The organism is Actinomycetota bacterium, from assembly GCA_016700055.1.
Classification (GTDB): domain Bacteria; phylum Actinomycetota; class Acidimicrobiia; order Acidimicrobiales; family Ilumatobacteraceae; genus Kalu-18.
Genome location: CP064997.1, coordinates 3,179,835 through 3,195,894, shown reverse-complemented (window position 1 = coordinate 3,195,894; position 16,060 = coordinate 3,179,835). Strand labels below are relative to the sequence as shown.

Genomic DNA, 16,060 nt, shown 5'->3' with positions numbered 1-16,060 from the left:
TGGCCCGGCAACTCTACCCGGTGGACGGCGCGCAACGGGCCTGGTCGATGATCGCCAGCATCTCGGCGATCGTGCGCTCGAGGTCGTCGTTCACCACCACGTGATCGGCGAGCGCGACGCCGACGGGCTCTTCGTCTTCTGCCTTGCGGAGGCGCTCGGCGACGTTGTCCTCCGGGTCGCCGCGCTTGCGCAGGCGGCGCTCCTGCTCGGCGCGGCTCGGGGGCAGCACGAAGAGCAGCAGCGCTTCGGGATGGCGGCGCTTCACCTGCGTCGCGCCGTCCACCTCGATCTCCAGCACGATGTCGCGACCGCGCTCGGGTTCGGGGTTGGGGGTGCCGTAGTAGTTGCCGAGGAACTCGGTGTGTTCCAAGAACCCGGACGCGGCGAGGCGGGATTCGAAGGCCTCACGGGTGGTGAACACGTACGCGTCGTCGGGCTCCCCGAGTCGTTGGCCGCGCGTGGTCCACGACCGGCTGAGCCAAAGGCGTGGGTCGCGCTCGACCAGCGCGTTGACGATCGTGCCCTTGCCGACCCCACCGGGGCCGGAGACCACGATCACCAGGGGAGCTGACACGTCGCTGCCTGCCCCCGAACGCTCAGCCGAATTGCTCGAGGAGCGCCTTGCGCTGCTGGGTGCCGAGGCCCTGCACCTTGCGGTTGTCGGCGATCCCGATGTCTTCCATGATCTTGCGGGCCTTCACCTTGCCGACGCCGGGCAGGCTCTCGAGCATCGAGACGACCTTCAGCTTGCCGACGCTCGATTCGTCGGACGCGAGCGCCTCGGCGAGGGTGAGCGAGCCCATTTTCAGACGGGCCTTCACCTCGGCGCGAGCGGCACGGGCCTCAGCTGCCTTGGCGAGCGCCGCGGTCCGCTGTTCTGGGGTCAGTTGCGGAGGAGTAGCCATGGGCGCGACCCTACCCGCGGGTGAGGGCCGAGTGAGGGACACCCCCGGCGGCGCCCAGCCCACCGCGGTGAGCGAGACCACTCAGCGTGGCGACGCTCGCCATGCCGTGGGCCGCCGCCCACGAGACGAGCTCTCGCTGGACCCGGCCCGCGGCCGCGGGATCGGCGAAGGTCGCGGTGCCCACCTGCACCGCGTTCGCGCCGGCGAGCAGCATCTCGGCCGCGTCCCAGCCCGACGCCACACCGCCGGCGCCGACTATCGCGAGGTCGGCGAGCGCGGCGCGCACGTCGTACACCGCACGCACGGCGACGGGATGGATCGCCCGGCCCGAGACGCCCCCACCCCCGTTGCCGAGGGCGGGCAGGCCGCTCGCCTGGTCGAGCACCATCCCGAGAACGGTGTTGACGAGCGTCACCGCTTCGGCACCGGCGTCGCGAACGGCCGCGGCCACCTCCACCAGGCGGTCGGTGTTGGGGCTGAGCTTGGCCCAGCGCGGTCGGTCGCAGGGAGCCGTAGCCGCGAGCACCTCAGCCGACAGTGCCGCGTCGTGGGCGAAGATCGCCCCGCGGCCCTCCAGGTTGGGACACGACAGGTTCACCTCGACGGCCACCACCTGCTGCGGGGCCTCGGCGAGCTGCTGCGCCGCCAAGCGGTAGTCGGCCACGGTGCGACCCCAGATGCTGGCCACGACGGCGGCGCCGGTGGCGACCAATCCGGGCAGCTCGTCGGCCAGCCAGGCTTCGACGCCTGGCCCCTGCAGACCGACCGAGTTGATCATCCCCTGCGGCGTGGGGTGCAGCCTCGGCGCCGGGTTGCCCGCCCACGGGTACGCGGCGAGCGACTTGACCACCACCGCGCCGAGCTCGGCCGGGTCGAGGTAAGGCGCCAGCTCCGTCCCGTACCCGGCGGTGCCCGAAGCCGTCATCACCGGGGCGCGCAGGCGCAAGGAGCCGACCTGCACCGACGTGTCGACCCCGGAGCTCATCGTTGGTGGTACTCCTGCAGCGAGCGCACCTCGATCGGGTGACCGACCTGCTCGGTCATGCCCTGCACCGCGGCCAGCGCAGCGTGGACGGTGGTGACGATCGGCACGTGATGGATGTTGGCCGCCTTGCGGATGCGCTCGCCGTCGGTGCGCCCGCCCCTGCCCTGGGGGGTGTTCACGACGAACGCCACCGCGTCCTCGCCGCCCGCTTCGCGACCGATCAGGTCGACCGCGGTGACGTCGTCGCCGGCGCCCACCTTGCCCACCACCTGGTCGACCGCCATGCCGAACCTGCCGAGGTAGTCAGCGGTGCCGGCCGTGGCGGCAACCTTGAACCCGAGCGAACGCAAACGCCGGGCGACGACGAGCCCGGCGGGCTTGTCGCCGTCGTTCAAGGACAGGAACACCAGGCCGGACTCGGGCAGCACCAGGCCCGCGGCGAGCTGAGCCTTGAAGAACGCACGCCCGAAGGTGGTGTCGATGCCCATCACCTCGCCGGTCGAGCGCATCTCGGGGCCGAGCGCGGTGTCCACCTCCGGGAAGCGGCTGAACGGCAACACCGCCTCCTTCACGGAAACGTGGTCGCTGCGCACCGGCTCGACGAGCAGCCCCTCGGCGCGTAGCTCGGCCAACGTCGCCCCGAGCATCACGCGCGTGGCGACCTTCGCGAGCGGCACACCGGTGGCCTTCGCGACGAACGGCACCGTGCGGCTGGCCCGAGGGTTCGCCTCGATCACGTGCACGGTGGTGCCGGTGACCGCGTACTGCACGTTGATCAGGCCCTGCACGTCGAGGGCCTCGGCGATCGAGGCCGTGTAAGCCTCGATCACCTCGACCACCCAGGACTCCAGGTTCTGGGGCGGCAGGGCGCAGGCCGAGTCCCCGGAATGGACCCCGGCCTCCTCGACGTGCTCCATCACGCCCCCGATCAGCACCTCGCCGGTGCGATCACGAATCGCGTCGACGTCGACCTCGGTGGCGTCGTCGAGGAAGCGGTCGATCAGCACCGGCCGCTCGGCGGACAGCCCACCCTCGCGCCCGAGCGTGCCGAAGCCGATCAGCTCGGCCATCGCCGCGGCGAGCTGATCGTGGTCGTGCACGATCCGCATCGCCCGCCCACCGAGCACATATGACGGACGCACGAGCACGGGGAACCCGACGCGCTGGACGATCTCGACGGCCTGGGTGTGGTCGACGGCCGTGCCGCCGGGCGGTTGCGGGATGCGCAGCCGGGCACACAGCGCGTTCCACTTCTCCCGGTCCTCGGCGAGGTCGATCGACGACGGCGACGTGCCCGCGATCAACGACGCGGGCAGCTGCGCGGACAGCTTGAGCGGCGTCTGGCCGCCGAGGGACACGATCACCTTCGGCGCCACTCCCCCGCTCGCCTCGGTCTCGGCCTCGATGACGTTCATCACGTCTTCGTGGGTGAGCGGCTCGAAGTACAGCCGGTCGGACGTGTCGTAGTCGGTGGACACGGTCTCGGGGTTGCAGTTGACCATCACGGTCTCGTAACCGGCGTCACGCAGGGCGAACGAGGCATGGACGCAGCAGTAGTCGAACTCGATCCCCTGCCCGATGCGGTTCGGTCCGGAACCGAGGATGACCACCTTCTCGCGCGTCGACGGGCGGACCTCGCTCTCGTCTTCGTAGGTCGAGTAGTGGTACGGCGTCTCGGCGGCGAACTCGGCCGCGCAGGTGTCGACGGTCTTGAACGTCGCCACCACCCCGGCGGCGATCCGTGCCGCGCGCACCTCGGCTTCGGGCACTCCGAAGAGGTACGCGAGCTGGGCGTCGCCGAACCCGAGCCGCTTCGCCCGGCGCCACTGCCGCCTGGTCATCGCCTGAGGAGTGCACACCGCGTCGAGCACCGCCCGCTCCTCGACGATCGCCGACATCTGGTCGAGGAACCACGGATCGACACGGCACGCGGCGTGGATGTCGTCGATCGCCACGCCCCGGCGCAGCAACTCGCCGAGCTGGAACACGCGCTCGGGTGTGGCGATGGCGACCGCGGCGAGCAGCTCGGCATCGGTGAGCGCCGCGTACTCGGCCTCGACCGGATCGCAGTTGAGGCCGAGGCGGCCCTGCTCCAGCGAGCGCAACGCCTTTTGCAGGCTCTCCGGGAAGGTGCGCCCGATGGCCATCGCCTCGCCGACGGACTGCATCTGCGTGCCGAGCACCCCTGTCGTGCCGGGCAGCTTCTCGAACGCCCAGCGGGGGACCTTCGTCACCACGTAGTCGATGCTCGGCTCGAAGCTGGCCGGGGTCTTCTTGGTGATGTCGTTCGGGATCTCGTCGAGGGTGTATCCGACGGCGAGCTTGGCCGCGATCTTCGCGATCGGGAAGCCCGTCGCCTTCGACGCGAGAGCCGAGCTGCGCGACACCCGCGGGTTCATCTCGATCACCACCTGCTCGCCGGTGCGCGGGTCGACGGCGAACTGCACGTTCGAGCCGCCGGTCTCGACGCCCACACGGCGGATGCACGCGAACGCCGCGTCGCGCATCTGCTGGTACTCGACGTCGGTGAGCGTCTGTGCCGGGGCGACGGTGATCGAGTCACCGGTATGGACCCCCATCGGGTCGAAGTTCTCGATCGAGCAGATGATCACGCAGTTGTCCGCGCGGTCACGCATCACCTCGAGCTCGTACTCCTTCCACCCCGCGATCGACTTCTCGATCAGGATCTCCGAGATCGGGCTGGCGTCGAGGCCGCTCGCCGCGACCCGCGCGAACTCCTCGATCGTCGCCGCGATCCCGGTGCCGCGGCCGCCGAGGATGTACGCCGGACGTACGATCACCGGCAGGCCGATCGCCGCGACGACGGTCATCGCCTCGTCGAGGCTGTGGGCCACTCCGGAGGCGGGCACGGCGAGGCCGATCTCGATCATCGCCTTCTTGAACTGCTCGCGGTCCTCCGCGGTGGCGATCGCCTCGGCGTCGGCGCCGATCATCTCCGGCGTCCCCGGGACCCCGATCAGCTTGCGTTCGTACAGCGCCATCGCCAGGTTCAGCCCCGTCTGGCCGCCGAGGGTCGGCAGCACCGCGTCCGGGCGCTCCCGCTCGACGATGCGCGCGACGACGTCGACGGTCAGCGGCTCGATGTAGGTGCGGTCGGCGAAGTCCGGATCGGTCATGATCGTCGCCGGGTTCGAGTTCGCGAGGACGATGCGATAGCCCTCTTCGCGCAGCACGCGGCAGGCCTGCGTGCCGGAGTAGTCGAACTCGCAGGCCTGGCCGATGACGATCGGGCCGGAACCGATGATCAGGATCGATTCGAGGTCGGTGCGCTTGCCCATCGGCTCACAGGCTCCCGGTGTCGATCAGGCGGGCGAAGTCGTCGAACAGGTAGCGGCTGTCGTGGGGCCCGGGGCCGGCTTCGGGGTGGTACTGCACGCTGAACGCAGGCACTCCGAGCACCCGCATCCCCTCGTTCGTGCCGTCGTTCAAGTTGACGTGGGTCACCTCGACCCGGCCGGCGAGGCTCTCGGCGTCGAGGCAGTAGTTGTGGTTCTGGCTGGTGATCTCGACGTGGCCGCTCGCCTCGTGACGCACCGGGTGGTTCCCGCCATGGTGGCCGAACGCGAGCTTGAACGTGTCGCCGCCGAGCGCCCGACCGAGCAACTGATGGCCGAGGCAGATGCCGAACACCGGCACCTCGCCGAGCAGCGCGCCGATCGCGTCGATCGCCCCGGGCGCCATCGCCGGGTCGCCTGGTCCGTTGGACAGAAAGACGCCGTCCGGACGCCTGGCGAGCACTTCGGCGGCCGGTGTCGAGGCCGGCACGACCTCGACGGTGGCGTACTGGCCGAGGCAGCGCAAGATGGTGCGCTTGATCCCGAAGTCGTAGGCGACCACCCGGCGCGGGCCGTCGCCGTAGCGATACGCCTCGCCCGTCGTCACCTGCGACACCAGGTCGACGCCGTCGGTGCCCGGTTCGGCGGCGGCTGCCGCGCGCAGCGCGGCCTCGTCGGTGCCGAACGCCCCCGGGATCGCGCCGGTGTCGCGCAGCAGCCTCGTCAGGCGACGGGTGTCGATGCCGGCGATCCCTGCGAGCGAGTGCGACTCGAGCAGGGAGTCCAGATGGCCCGCCGCCCGGTGGTTCGAGTGCTGGCGGGCCAGCTCGCGCACGACGACGCCCCGGCAGAAGGGTCGGCTGGCCTCGTCGTCGGAGGGATTGACGCCGTAGTTGCCGATGTGGGGGTAGGTGAACGTGACGATCTGGCCGGCATAGGAGGGATCGGTGATCACCTCCTGGTAGCCGGTGAGCACGGTGTTGAACACCACCTCCCCGGCCGCGGCGACGCCGCCTGGCACCTCGGCGCCGATCAGCTCGCCCTCGAACACCGAGCCGTCGGCGAGCACGAGCATCCCCTCCCGGACGGTCATCGCCGGGCCTCCCCGTCGACGACCACCGCTGCTCCGCGCAGCACCGTGTGGCGCACCTTGCCGCGCAGAGTGCGCCCGGCATAGGGGGTGTTGCGGCTCTTGCTCGCGAGAGCGCTCGGAGTGACCTGCCAGGAGTGCTGCGGATCGAACACGGTCAGGTTCGCCGGCGAGCCAGGGCGCACCCGCACCCCGTGCCTGTCGGCCACGCCGGCGATCGCCGCCGGGCGCCACGACAGCAGCCCGACCAGCTCGACCAGCGAGAGGTCCAAGTCGGCGAGCTCGGTCAGCGCGAGCCCGAGCGCAGTCTCCAGCCCGAGCATGCCGGGCGGCGCCTCGTCGAGGGGCTGCTCCTTCGACTCCGGAGGGTGCGGGGCGTGGTCGGTAGCGATCGCGTCGATCGTGCCGTCGGCGAGGCCGGCCTTCAGCGCGGCGATGTCGTCGGGTGTGCGCAGCGGCGGGTTGACCTTGTACACCGGGTCGAAGCCGCGCAGATGCTCGTCGGTCAGCGTGAAGTGGTGCGGCGCGACCTCGGCGGTGACGGCCAGCCCGTCGGCCTTCGCCTGGCGGACGAGCTCGACGCTGCGGGCCGTGGACAGGTGCAACAGGTGGACCCTGGCCCCGGTCAGGCGGCAGAGCTCGATGTCACGGAACACCATCAGCTCCTCGGCGAGCGCCGGCCAGCCGGGCACGCCGAGCCGGCTGCAGCAGGCCCCCTCGTGCATCACCGCCCCGCGGGTGAGCGACGCCACCTCGCAGTGCTGGGCGAGCGTCACCCCGAGACCCTTGGCGTACTCCAACGCGCGTCGCATCAACAGCGGGTCCTGCACGCCGTTGCCGTCGTCGGTGAACAGGTGGACGCCGGCGGCCGCGAGCTCGCCGATCGGCGCGAGGGTCTCGCCGGCCCGGCCGACGGTGATGCAGCCCGCGGGCAGCACCTCGCACAGCCCGGCCCGCTCCCCCTCCGCGCGTACGAACTCGACGACCGACACGTCGTCTTGGGCCGGCTCGGTGTTCGGCATCGCGACCACGGCCGTGAACCCGCCGAGCGCGGCCGCCCGGCTGCCCGTCTCTATCGTCTCGGCCTCTTCCCGGCCCGGCTCGCGCAGGTGCACGTGGAGATCGACGAAGCCGGGACTGACCACGCAGCCGCCGGCGTCGAGCACCACGTCGCCGGCCTGTGGGCCGACCACGTCGGCCACCTCGACCACCTGGCCGTGCTCCACGGCGACGTCGGCGCGCCGCTCTCCGTCGCGGTCGACCACGGTGCCGCCCTTCAGCACCAAGCGTCCCGGCGTACCCGACGCTCCCGCGCTCATCCCGATTCTCCGTTCGTCGATCCGGCCAGGTCGGCGCCGCTGCCGAGCAGGTCGAACAGCACCGCCATGCGCACCGCCACCCCGTTCGTGACCTGGCGCACGATCAGTGATCCGGCCAGCTCAGCGGGGTCGACGGCGATCTCCACGCCTCGGTTCAGCGGACCGGGGTGCATCACCAGCGCGTGTTCGCCCAGCCGGCGGGCACGCGCGACGGTCAGCCCGAAGCGCGCCGTGTACTCCCGCAGGGACGGCACGAGTGCCTCGGCGGTCCGCTCGCGCTGCATCCGCAACAGGTACAAGACGTCGACGCTCGGGAGCACCTCGTCGAGTTGCTCGCAGTGCTCCACCGGCCAGCCCGCGATGCTCGGTGGCAACAGCGTGGGGGGCGCGACGAGCGTGACGCGTGCCCCGAGGGCGGCGAAGGCGGCGATGTCGCTGCGGGCGACCCGGCTGTGCTTCACGTCGCCGACGATGGCCACGTGCACACCCTCGAACCCGTCCGGGCGCCCGAGCGCCTCGCGGATCGTGTAGCAGTCGAGCAGCGCCTGCGTCGGGTGCTCGTGCCAGCCGTCACCGGCGTTGACGATGCTCGCTCCCGTCCACTCGGAGAGCCTCCACGGCACGCCCGAGGAGCGGTGCCTGACGACGAACGCGTCGACCCCCATCGCGTCGATGGTCTCCACCGTGTCACGCAAGCTCTCGCCCTTGTTGACGCTCGACGACGAGGCGCTGAACGTCATCGTGTCCGCCGACAGGCGCTTCGCCGCGGTCTCGAAGCTGAGCCGGGTGCGGGTGGAGTCCTCGAAGAACAGGCTGACCACGGTGCGCCCGCGGAGCGCGGGCACCTTCGGTACCGGCCGGCGGTTGACCTCGGCCATGTGGTCGGTGAGCGCCAGCAGCCGGCGCACCCCGTCGGCGCCCAGTTCCTCGATCGAGCGCAGGTGCTTCATGCCGGCGGACCGCTGATCGTGACCCCGTCGGGGGTGGCGAGGACGGTCTCGTCCGACGCGCTGGGAATGTTCTTGCCGACGAAGTCGGGCCGGATCGGCAGCTCGCGGTGGCCGCGGTCGACCAGCACGGCGAGCTGCACCACCCGCGGCCGGCCGTAGTCATGGAGCGCGTCGAGCGCGGCGCGCACGGTGCGGCCGGTGTACAGCACGTCGTCGACGAGCACCACCGTCGCCCCTTCGAGGGGTACGGGGATGTCGCTCGCCGACGCCGGGCTGACCGGGCGCAGGCCGATGTCGTCGCGGTACAGCGAGGCGTCGAGGGTGCCGCAGGGCACGTCTGCACCGGGCTCGATCTCACGCATCGTCGCCGCCAGGCGCTCGGCGATCCACACCCCGCCGCGCTGGATGCCGACCAGCACCACGCCGTCGAGACCGTGGTTGCGTTCGAGGATCTCGTGGGCGATGCGGGTCAAGGCCCTACGGACGTCGTCGGCGCCGAGCACCGTTCCCCGTCGCCCGCCCACGGTGGGCTCGCCGTTCAGCTCTGGGTTTCGATCTTGTCGAGGCAAGTCTTCATGGCTCCTCCGTTCGGGCCTCTCCGGACCCGTTTGACGGTCGCGGGCACCTTAGCCGGGAGAGGTCGTCCGCCGGAAGAGCTCCCACGAGCGGTTGGCGCGCACCAGCTCGAACTCGCTCTCGATAGCCCGCCAGTCGGTCTCCACTTGCGCGTCACGGTTCAGCGGCAGCAGCACGTACTCGACGTCGTCGGCCTGCGGCAGGCGCTGGCCCTCCAGGTCGTCGTTCGGCCCGTACAGCACGGCCCGAAACGGCGTGGGGAACTGGTAGATGCGCTCGCGGTGGGTGAGGTGGGCGCTGATCGAATGGAACGCCGAGACGACGGCCCCTTCCGGCACGTCGCGCACGATGTCGCGGGCGTCGGCGGCGACGGGGTGGGAGGGCGGCCAGTAGGCGGGCGCCTTCTGCGCCCAGCCCATCGGTCCCCAGAGGAATGCCGTCCACACGCTCATCACCGCCACCGCGTAGACGAGCCAGATCCGCCACCGGTGACGCACGACGCCGAGCGCGTGCACCGTGCCCAGCGCGAGCGCGGGCACGGCGACGAGCGAGTAGTGGTACTCCAGGTGGAACTGGTACCAGAACGTGCTCAGCACGTTGGTGAACAGCACCACCGAGCTGATCAGCGCCACGTCGGGCAGGCGGGCGAACACCCATGCGAACGGGGCGGTCATCTGCCACAGGTACCAGGGGCGGCCCTCGCCGCGGAAGTGGTCGTACACGTCGCCGGGGCGTTCGACGACGGCGCGCAGCGTGCCCGTCGGGCCGCCGAAGGGGATCCGCCAGCTGTTGCGCGTGGGCACGCCGATCAGCGAGCGCATCACGACGAACATCGCGACCAGCATGAACCCGATGCTGCCGGCGACCGTCAGCAGCCCGATGCGGCGGTCGCGCCGCACGGCCACCCAGATGCCGAGCGGCACGAGAACGAGCGCGGCGTCCTCCTTCACCAGCAGCGAGAGCACGACGAACACCGTGTACATGCGCCACTTGCGCTGCAGGGCGGCGTAGATCGCGAACCCGACGAACACGCCGAGGAACGAGTCCGGGTGGAAGTTCTCGATGTTCGTCCACCCGACGGCTGGATGCAGCAGATAGCAGCCGGCGAGCACGAACGCCATGGCCTCGCTCGCCAGGCGCTGCCGCGCGTAGAGGAACACCGGCACCGCGCCGAGGCCGATCGCGAGCGACTGGGCGAAGAGCAGCGTCCCCGCGCTCGGGAACAGCCAGTAGAACGGCACCAGGCCGAGCAGTACGAACGAGGTGTGGTCGCCGAACAGGTTGCGCCCCATCAGCGTCACGAACGGCGCCTTGAAGCGAGACATCAGCCAGACGCCCTGGTCGTACAACCCGAAGTCGTAGCTGGAGGTGCCGAGTCCGTGGTGGATGCGCAGCGTCGTGCGCGTGAAGTACCAGGTGTAGGCGCCGACGATGAGCACGAGGCCTCATTGCCACACCGTCATCGCGCCGAGACGAGTTGCCGCACCCCTGACCGTGCGCCGGACGAATTCCCCCCCCGCGGCTAGCGGTGCGCTCGCGCCCCGACTGCCCGCAGGCACCTCCACGCTCGCCTCCATCGCGGACTTCGTCCCCCTACGCCGCCCGCAGCTTGGCGGCGAGAGCGGAGAGCACGCCGTTGACGAACCGCCCGGAGTCGTCGGTGCTGAACCGCTTGACCAGCTCCACCGCCTCATCGATGACCACGCCCACGGGAACGTCCAGGCGATGGGCGAGCTCGAACGTGGCGAGACGCAGCACGTTGCGATCGATGGCGGGCATCCGCTCGAGCGTCCAGTCGTGCGCGTGCTCGGCGATCAACTGGTCGATCTCCTCACGATGGTCCTCGACGCCCGCGACCAGCAACGTGGTGAGTTCGTCCGGCGCGAGCACCTGCTCGGCCAGCACCACGCGGGGAGCGACGCCTTTCGATTCCGCCTCGTACAGGCGGTACAACGCCCGTTCGCGGGCGTCGGAGCGGTGGTCAGCTCGGGGAGGGCGGCGCCGCTCGGCCACGTCGATCGCCCGGTGCTCGTCAGACTCGTGTGATGTAGTCACCCGAGCGGGTGTCCACCTTCACCCGGTCGCCGATGTTGACGAACAGCGGCACCTGCAGCACCTTGCCCGTCTCGAGCGTGGCCGGCTTGCGGGCGCCGGACACCCGGTCGCCCTGCACACCGGGCTCGGTCTCGGAGATGGTGAGCTCGACCGCGGCGGGGATCTCGACCGACACGATCTCACCGTTGTGGACGGCGATGATCGCGGTCATCGACTCGATCAGGTAGTCGGCGGCGTCGCCGAGAGCCGTCGGCGCGACCGTCATCTGGTCGTACGTGTCGGTGTCCATGAACACGTAGTCGTCGCCGTCGCGGTACAGGAACTGCATGTCCTTCTTATCGAGGATCGCCTGCTCCACCCGCACACCCGCGTTGAACGTGCGCTCGAACACGTTGCCGTTCTTCATGTTGCGCAGCTTCGTGCGCACGAAGGCGCCGCCCTTGCCGGGCTTGACGTGCTGGAACTCGACCACCTGGAAGAGGCCGTTGTCGAGCTCGAGGGTGATCCCGTTCTTCAGGTCGTTCGTGGTGATGGCAGGCATGGTGAATCCTTGGGGCTGTGCGTGAGCACGCGGTGGCCGTCGCTGGTGACCACCACCAGGTCTTCGATGCGGACACCGCCGAAGTCGCCACGATAGACCCCCGGCTCGACGGTCACCACGTCGCCGGCACGCAGGGTCCCCTTCGCGGAGCTGTTCACGAACGGGTCCTCGTGGATCTGGAGCCCGACGCCGTGACCCGTGCCGTGGCTGAACGCCGCGCCCCAACCCGCCTCGGCGATCAGGTCGCGACAGATCGCGTCGAGCCCGGCCACCTCGAGCCCGGGTCCGAGCGCGGCGACCCCGGCCCGCTGCGCGGCGAGGACGAGATCGAACACCTCTCGTTGCCGCGGGGTGGGCTCACCGACGACGAACGTGCGCGTCATGTCCGAGTGATAGCCCTCGACGAGCGCACCCACGTCGACGATCACCGTGTGGCCCTCCTCGACCACCGTGCGGTCCGGGCGGTGGTGGGGCAAAGAAGCGTTCACCGGCCCCGTGGCCACGATCGTGTCGAAGCTCGGGCCGGCGGCGCCGAGCCGGCGCATGCGATGTTCGAGCTCGTCGCGCACGTCGACCTCGAGCGGGCGCTCCCCGAGCATCGGCACCACCGCGGCGAGCGCGGCGTCGGTGATGCGGGCGGCCTCCGCGATGCGGGCGACCTCGGCATCGTCCTTCGTCCGCCGCTCGGCCTCGACCAGACCGCTCGCGGGCACCAGGTGGGGGGCGACGGCGGCGGCCAGGCGGCCGTGGACGGCCACGCTCAGGCGCTCGGCCTCGAACGCGAGGGTGGCCACGGACCTCGTCAGCTCGGCGACGCGCTCGATCATCTCGGCCTCGGTGCGCGCCTCCGCCACGTCTGCACCGACGTCGAGCGCGGCGAGCTCGGCGCGGGCCTGTTCGACGTAGCGCCCGTCGGTGACGAGCACCAGGCGGTCGGGCAGCACCAGCAGCCACGCGCTCGACCCGCTGAAGCCAGTCGTCCACCGCAGGTTGGTGAGATCGGTGACGAGCAGCGCCTCGGCGGCACCGCCGCCGGGCAGATCGCCAAGACGAGCCCGCACCCGAGCCGCGCGGGGGCCGACCGGCAGCGGCGCCAGCTCGCCTGGCGCTGTCGGTGCCCCGCCCGTGCTCACCGCCGCAGCCTGCGCGCCACGGCGTCGACGGCCAGTTCGTAGCCGTCGATGCCGAGCCCGGCGATGGTGCCGGTCGCGACAGGGGCGACGACGCTCGTATGGCGCCAAGGCTCACGGGCCGAGGGGTTGGAGATGTGCACCTCGATCACCGGGCCGTCGAAGGTGGCGAGGGCGTCGTGCAGGCTCCACGCGTAGTGCGTCAGCGCGCCGGGGTTGACGACGATCGCCGCGCAGCGGCCGCGCGCGGCGTGGATGGCGTCGACGAGGTCGCCCTCGTGGTTCGACTGCATCGCCTCGACCGCCAGGCCGTGGTGCTCGGCGGCCGTGCGCACGGCGGCCACGTAGTCGTCGAGCGTGACCGTCCCGTACACCTCGGGCTCACGCTGGCCGAGCAGGTTCAGGTTCGGCCCGTGCAACAGCAGGAGGAGCGGGCGTTCGTCCACCCCCGGCACGCTACCCGCCGCCCTGCGGGGGCCTAGGGCATCGCGGCGAGGGCCGCCCGCACGGCGTCGACGGAGACGCCGGCGACGACTTCGACGCCTGCTTCGCCGTCGAGCACGAAGGTGAGGCCGTCGACGGCCTTCTTGTCGCGCGTCATCAAGGCGACGAGCCGGTCGTGGTCGACGCCGCCGGGCAGGGCGATCGGCAGCCCGTACAGGCCCTCGACGACCGCGTCGTGCTCGGTAACTCTCGCCGCGTCGACGCGGCCGAGACAGTGCGCCAGCCGCGCGGCGAAGGCCAGCCCGACCGCCACTGCCTCGCCGTGGGCGATGCGGTGCCCGTCGGCGATCTCGAGGGCGTGAGCGAGGGTGTGCCCGTAGTTGAGCAACGCCCGCCGGCCCCCCTCCCGCTCGTCGTCGGCGACGACGTCGGCCTTGATCTGCACGCAGCGCGCGACGCGCTCGGCGAGCGGCAGGGCGAGCAGGTCGTCGCCGGTGAGGAAGTGGTACTTCGCCATCTCCCCGTACCCGCAGCGCAGCTCGCGCGCGGGCAAGGTGGCGAGGGTGTCGAGGTCGCAGATCACCCCGGAGGGCTGCCAGAACGCGCCGACCAGGTTCTTGCCCTCCGGCAGGTTCACGCCGGTCTTACCGCCGATCGCGGCGTCCACCATCGCCAGCAGGCTCGTGGCGACGTGCACCACCGGTGTCCCCCGGTGCCACGCCGACGCGGCGAAGCCGGCGACGTCGGTGACCATCCCCCCGCCGACGCCGATCACCACGTCGGCACGGGTGAGGCCGATGTCGGCAAAGCTCCTGCAGAGAGCCTCGACCGTGGCCAGGGTCTTCGCCCCTTCGCCGGCGCCGATCGTCAGCACCTCGAACGGCAAGCCGGGGCCGACGACCACCCCGATCCCCTGCTGGGTGACGATCGCCGCCCGCCGCGCGGTCGCGGGCAGCAACGACGCCAGCTCGCCCAGCACGCCGTGTCCGACGACCACCGGGTACGCGCGCGAGCCGAGCTCGACGCGCACCTCATGACGCTCCCGCGGAACGGGTGAGCCAGGCGGCGTCATCGCAGCACCGCCTCCGCGACCTCGCCGGGGGTGCGCCCGTCGGTGCTGATGATCGCGTCGGCCACCTCTCGATACAGGGCGTCGCGCTCGCCGGCCAGCCGTCGCAACACCCCCTCGGGGTCGCCGTCGAGCAGGGGCCGATGGCCACCACCACGCACCCGACCGGCGAGCACACCGGCGTCGGCGCGCAGCCACACCACCCGCACGGACGACGCCGCCAACGCGCGGCGGTTCTCCTCGCGCAGCACCACCCCGCCGGCCGCGGCGATCACGGACGGCTCCTCGGCCGCGAGCGCGCGGAGCAGCACCTGCGACTCGAGGTCGCGAAACGCCGCTTCGCCGTCCTCGGCGAAGATCTCGCGCACCGAGCGCCCGGTGTGGCTCTCGACGAGCTGGTCGGTGTCGAGCAGCCGGCACCCGAGGCGATGGGCGAGCATCCTGCCGACCGTGCTCTTGCCTGCGCCCATCATGCCGACAAGGACGAGATGGTCGGGGCAGTGTGGGCGCGCCCCCTCAGCCGAGCGCGCCACGGTACGCCTCCGCGTTCCGGACGAACTCGTCCACCGAGTCGCCGCCGAACTTGCGTTGCGCCTCGGCCGCCAGCACCAGCGCGACCATCGTCTCGGCGACGACGCCCATCGCGGGCACGGCGGTGACGTCGGTGCGCTCCTTGAAGCTGACCGTCTCGGCCTTCGTGACCACGTCGACCGTCTTCAGCGTCGGCCGGTTGAGCGTGGCGAGCGGCTTCATCGCCGCCCTCACCACCACCAGCTCTCCGGTGGTGATCCCGCCCTCGACCCCGCCGGCCTGGGTCCCCTCCCGCCGGTAGGTGGCCGCGGTCGCGTCCCAGGAGATGGCGTCGTGGGCCGCGCTGCCGCGGCGCCCGGCCACGGTGAACCCGTCGCCGACCTCGACCCCTTTCACCGCCTGGATGCTCATCACGGCCTGGGCCAGCAGCGCGTCGATCTTGCGGTCCCAGTGCACATGGCTGCCCAGACCCACGGGGACGCCGTACGCGAGCACCTCGACCACGCCCCCGAGCGAGTCGCCGTCCTTTGCCGCTGCCGAGATCTCTTCGACCATCGCCGCCTCGGCCGCGGGGTCGAAGCAGCGCACGGCGGACTCGTCGACGACGGCCAGATCTCCCGGGGTCGGGCGTCGCGCGCACTCGGGCGTGCACGCCGCGCCGAGCTGCACCACGTGGGAGATCACTTGTACGTCGAGCGCCGACAGCAGGGCCTTCGCGAGGGCACCGGCGGCGACGCGAGCCGCGGTTTCGCGGGCACTCGCCCGTTCGAGCACGTCACGGGCGTCGCCGAAGCCGTACTTCTGCATGCCGGCGAGGTCGGCGTGGCCCGGGCGCGGCGTGGTGAGCGGCTCCTTCGTGGCCCCTGGGGCCGGCGACATCTCCTCGTGCCAGCGGTCGCTGCGGAACCACTCGCTGTTGCGGATCTCGATCGCCACCGGAGAACCGAGCGTGCGTCCGTGGCGCACCCCGCCGACGAGCGTCGCCTCGTCCTGCTCGAATCGCTGACGCGGTCCCCGCCCGTAGCCCAGCCGGCGCCGGGCCAGCTCGGCCTGGACGTCTTCGACCGTCACCGCGAGCCCCGCCGGCAAGCCCTCGACGACGACCACGAGTGCCTGCCCGTGCGACTCGCCGGCGGTCAGGAACCTGAGCATCGGGGCAGGTTACCGGC

At 71.4% G+C, this 16,060-nt stretch carries 16 protein-coding genes; all 16 read right to left on the bottom strand.

Annotated features, from left to right (window positions below; genetic code table 11):
- Positions 1 to 13: 13 nt before the first annotated feature.
- The 16 genes from gmk to aroC all read right to left on the bottom strand — a co-directional run bounded on the left by gmk (position 14) and on the right by aroC (position 16,043).
- On the bottom strand, positions 14 to 574 hold the full coding sequence (gene gmk, locus IPM43_15430) for a guanylate kinase (protein QQS24749.1): 561 nt from the start codon (positions 572 to 574) through the stop codon (positions 14 to 16).
- A gap of 22 nt (positions 575 to 596) precedes the next feature.
- Positions 597 to 905, bottom strand: coding sequence for an integration host factor (locus IPM43_15425; protein QQS24748.1), 309 nt, complete (start codon positions 903 to 905; stop codon positions 597 to 599).
- 10 nt (positions 906 to 915) lie between these two features.
- The gene (locus IPM43_15420; GenBank protein QQS24747.1) at positions 916 to 1,890 is read right to left on the bottom strand and encodes a dihydroorotate dehydrogenase; all 975 of its coding nucleotides are present in this window, start codon (positions 1,888 to 1,890) and stop codon (positions 916 to 918) included.
- Entirely contained in the window at positions 1,887 to 5,189 is a 3,303-nt protein-coding gene (gene carB / locus IPM43_15415) for a carbamoyl-phosphate synthase large subunit (GenBank protein QQS24746.1), read from the bottom strand. Before carB ends, IPM43_15420 begins: the two co-directional genes overlap by 4 nt.
- 4 nt (positions 5,190 to 5,193) lie before the next feature.
- On the bottom strand, positions 5,194 to 6,279 hold the full coding sequence (gene carA / locus IPM43_15410; protein QQS24745.1) for a glutamine-hydrolyzing carbamoyl-phosphate synthase small subunit: 1,086 nt from the start codon (positions 6,277 to 6,279) through the stop codon (positions 5,194 to 5,196).
- The gene (locus tag IPM43_15405; protein ID QQS24744.1) at positions 6,276 to 7,595 is read right to left on the bottom strand and encodes a dihydroorotase; all 1,320 of its coding nucleotides are present in this window, start codon (positions 7,593 to 7,595) and stop codon (positions 6,276 to 6,278) included. The genes carA and IPM43_15405 overlap by 4 nt, the downstream gene beginning before the upstream one ends.
- Positions 7,592 to 8,545: an aspartate carbamoyltransferase catalytic subunit gene (locus tag IPM43_15400; protein QQS24743.1), complete on the bottom strand. Its 954-nt coding sequence runs from the start codon at positions 8,543 to 8,545 to the stop codon at positions 7,592 to 7,594. The genes IPM43_15405 and IPM43_15400 overlap by 4 nt, the downstream gene beginning before the upstream one ends.
- A complete protein-coding gene (gene pyrR / locus IPM43_15395; GenBank protein QQS24742.1) occupies positions 8,542 to 9,069 on the bottom strand; it encodes a bifunctional pyr operon transcriptional regulator/uracil phosphoribosyltransferase PyrR in 528 nt (175 codons plus the stop codon). Before pyrR ends, IPM43_15400 begins: the two co-directional genes overlap by 4 nt.
- A gap of 102 nt (positions 9,070 to 9,171) precedes the next feature.
- Complete coding sequence (locus tag IPM43_15390; GenBank protein ID QQS24741.1) at positions 9,172 to 10,560, bottom strand: DUF2079 domain-containing protein; 1,389 nt, start codon at positions 10,558 to 10,560, stop codon at positions 9,172 to 9,174.
- Positions 10,561 to 10,714: 154 nt separating this feature from the next.
- Positions 10,715 to 11,134, bottom strand: a complete 420-nt coding sequence (nusB, locus tag IPM43_15385) for a transcription antitermination factor NusB (protein ID QQS26497.1) — start codon at positions 11,132 to 11,134, stop codon at positions 10,715 to 10,717.
- A gap of 19 nt (positions 11,135 to 11,153) precedes the next feature.
- On the bottom strand, positions 11,154 to 11,717 hold the full coding sequence (efp, locus tag IPM43_15380; protein ID QQS24740.1) for an elongation factor P: 564 nt from the start codon (positions 11,715 to 11,717) through the stop codon (positions 11,154 to 11,156).
- Entirely contained in the window at positions 11,690 to 12,778 is a 1,089-nt protein-coding gene (locus tag IPM43_15375) for an aminopeptidase P family protein (protein ID QQS26496.1), read from the bottom strand. Before IPM43_15375 ends, efp begins: the two co-directional genes overlap by 28 nt.
- A gap of 68 nt (positions 12,779 to 12,846) precedes the next feature.
- Positions 12,847 to 13,293, bottom strand: coding sequence for a type II 3-dehydroquinate dehydratase (gene aroQ / locus IPM43_15370; protein ID QQS24739.1), 447 nt, complete (start codon positions 13,291 to 13,293; stop codon positions 12,847 to 12,849).
- Between the two features lie 32 nt (positions 13,294 to 13,325).
- Entirely contained in the window at positions 13,326 to 14,363 is a 1,038-nt protein-coding gene (locus IPM43_15365) for a 3-dehydroquinate synthase (protein ID QQS24738.1), read from the bottom strand.
- The gene (locus tag IPM43_15360) at positions 14,360 to 14,833 is read right to left on the bottom strand and encodes a shikimate kinase (protein QQS26495.1); all 474 of its coding nucleotides are present in this window, start codon (positions 14,831 to 14,833) and stop codon (positions 14,360 to 14,362) included. The genes IPM43_15365 and IPM43_15360 overlap by 4 nt, the downstream gene beginning before the upstream one ends.
- 43 nt (positions 14,834 to 14,876) lie before the next feature.
- Positions 14,877 to 16,043, bottom strand: coding sequence for a chorismate synthase (aroC, locus tag IPM43_15355; protein ID QQS24737.1), 1,167 nt, complete (start codon positions 16,041 to 16,043; stop codon positions 14,877 to 14,879).
- Between the last annotated feature and the right edge of the window lie 17 nt (positions 16,044 to 16,060).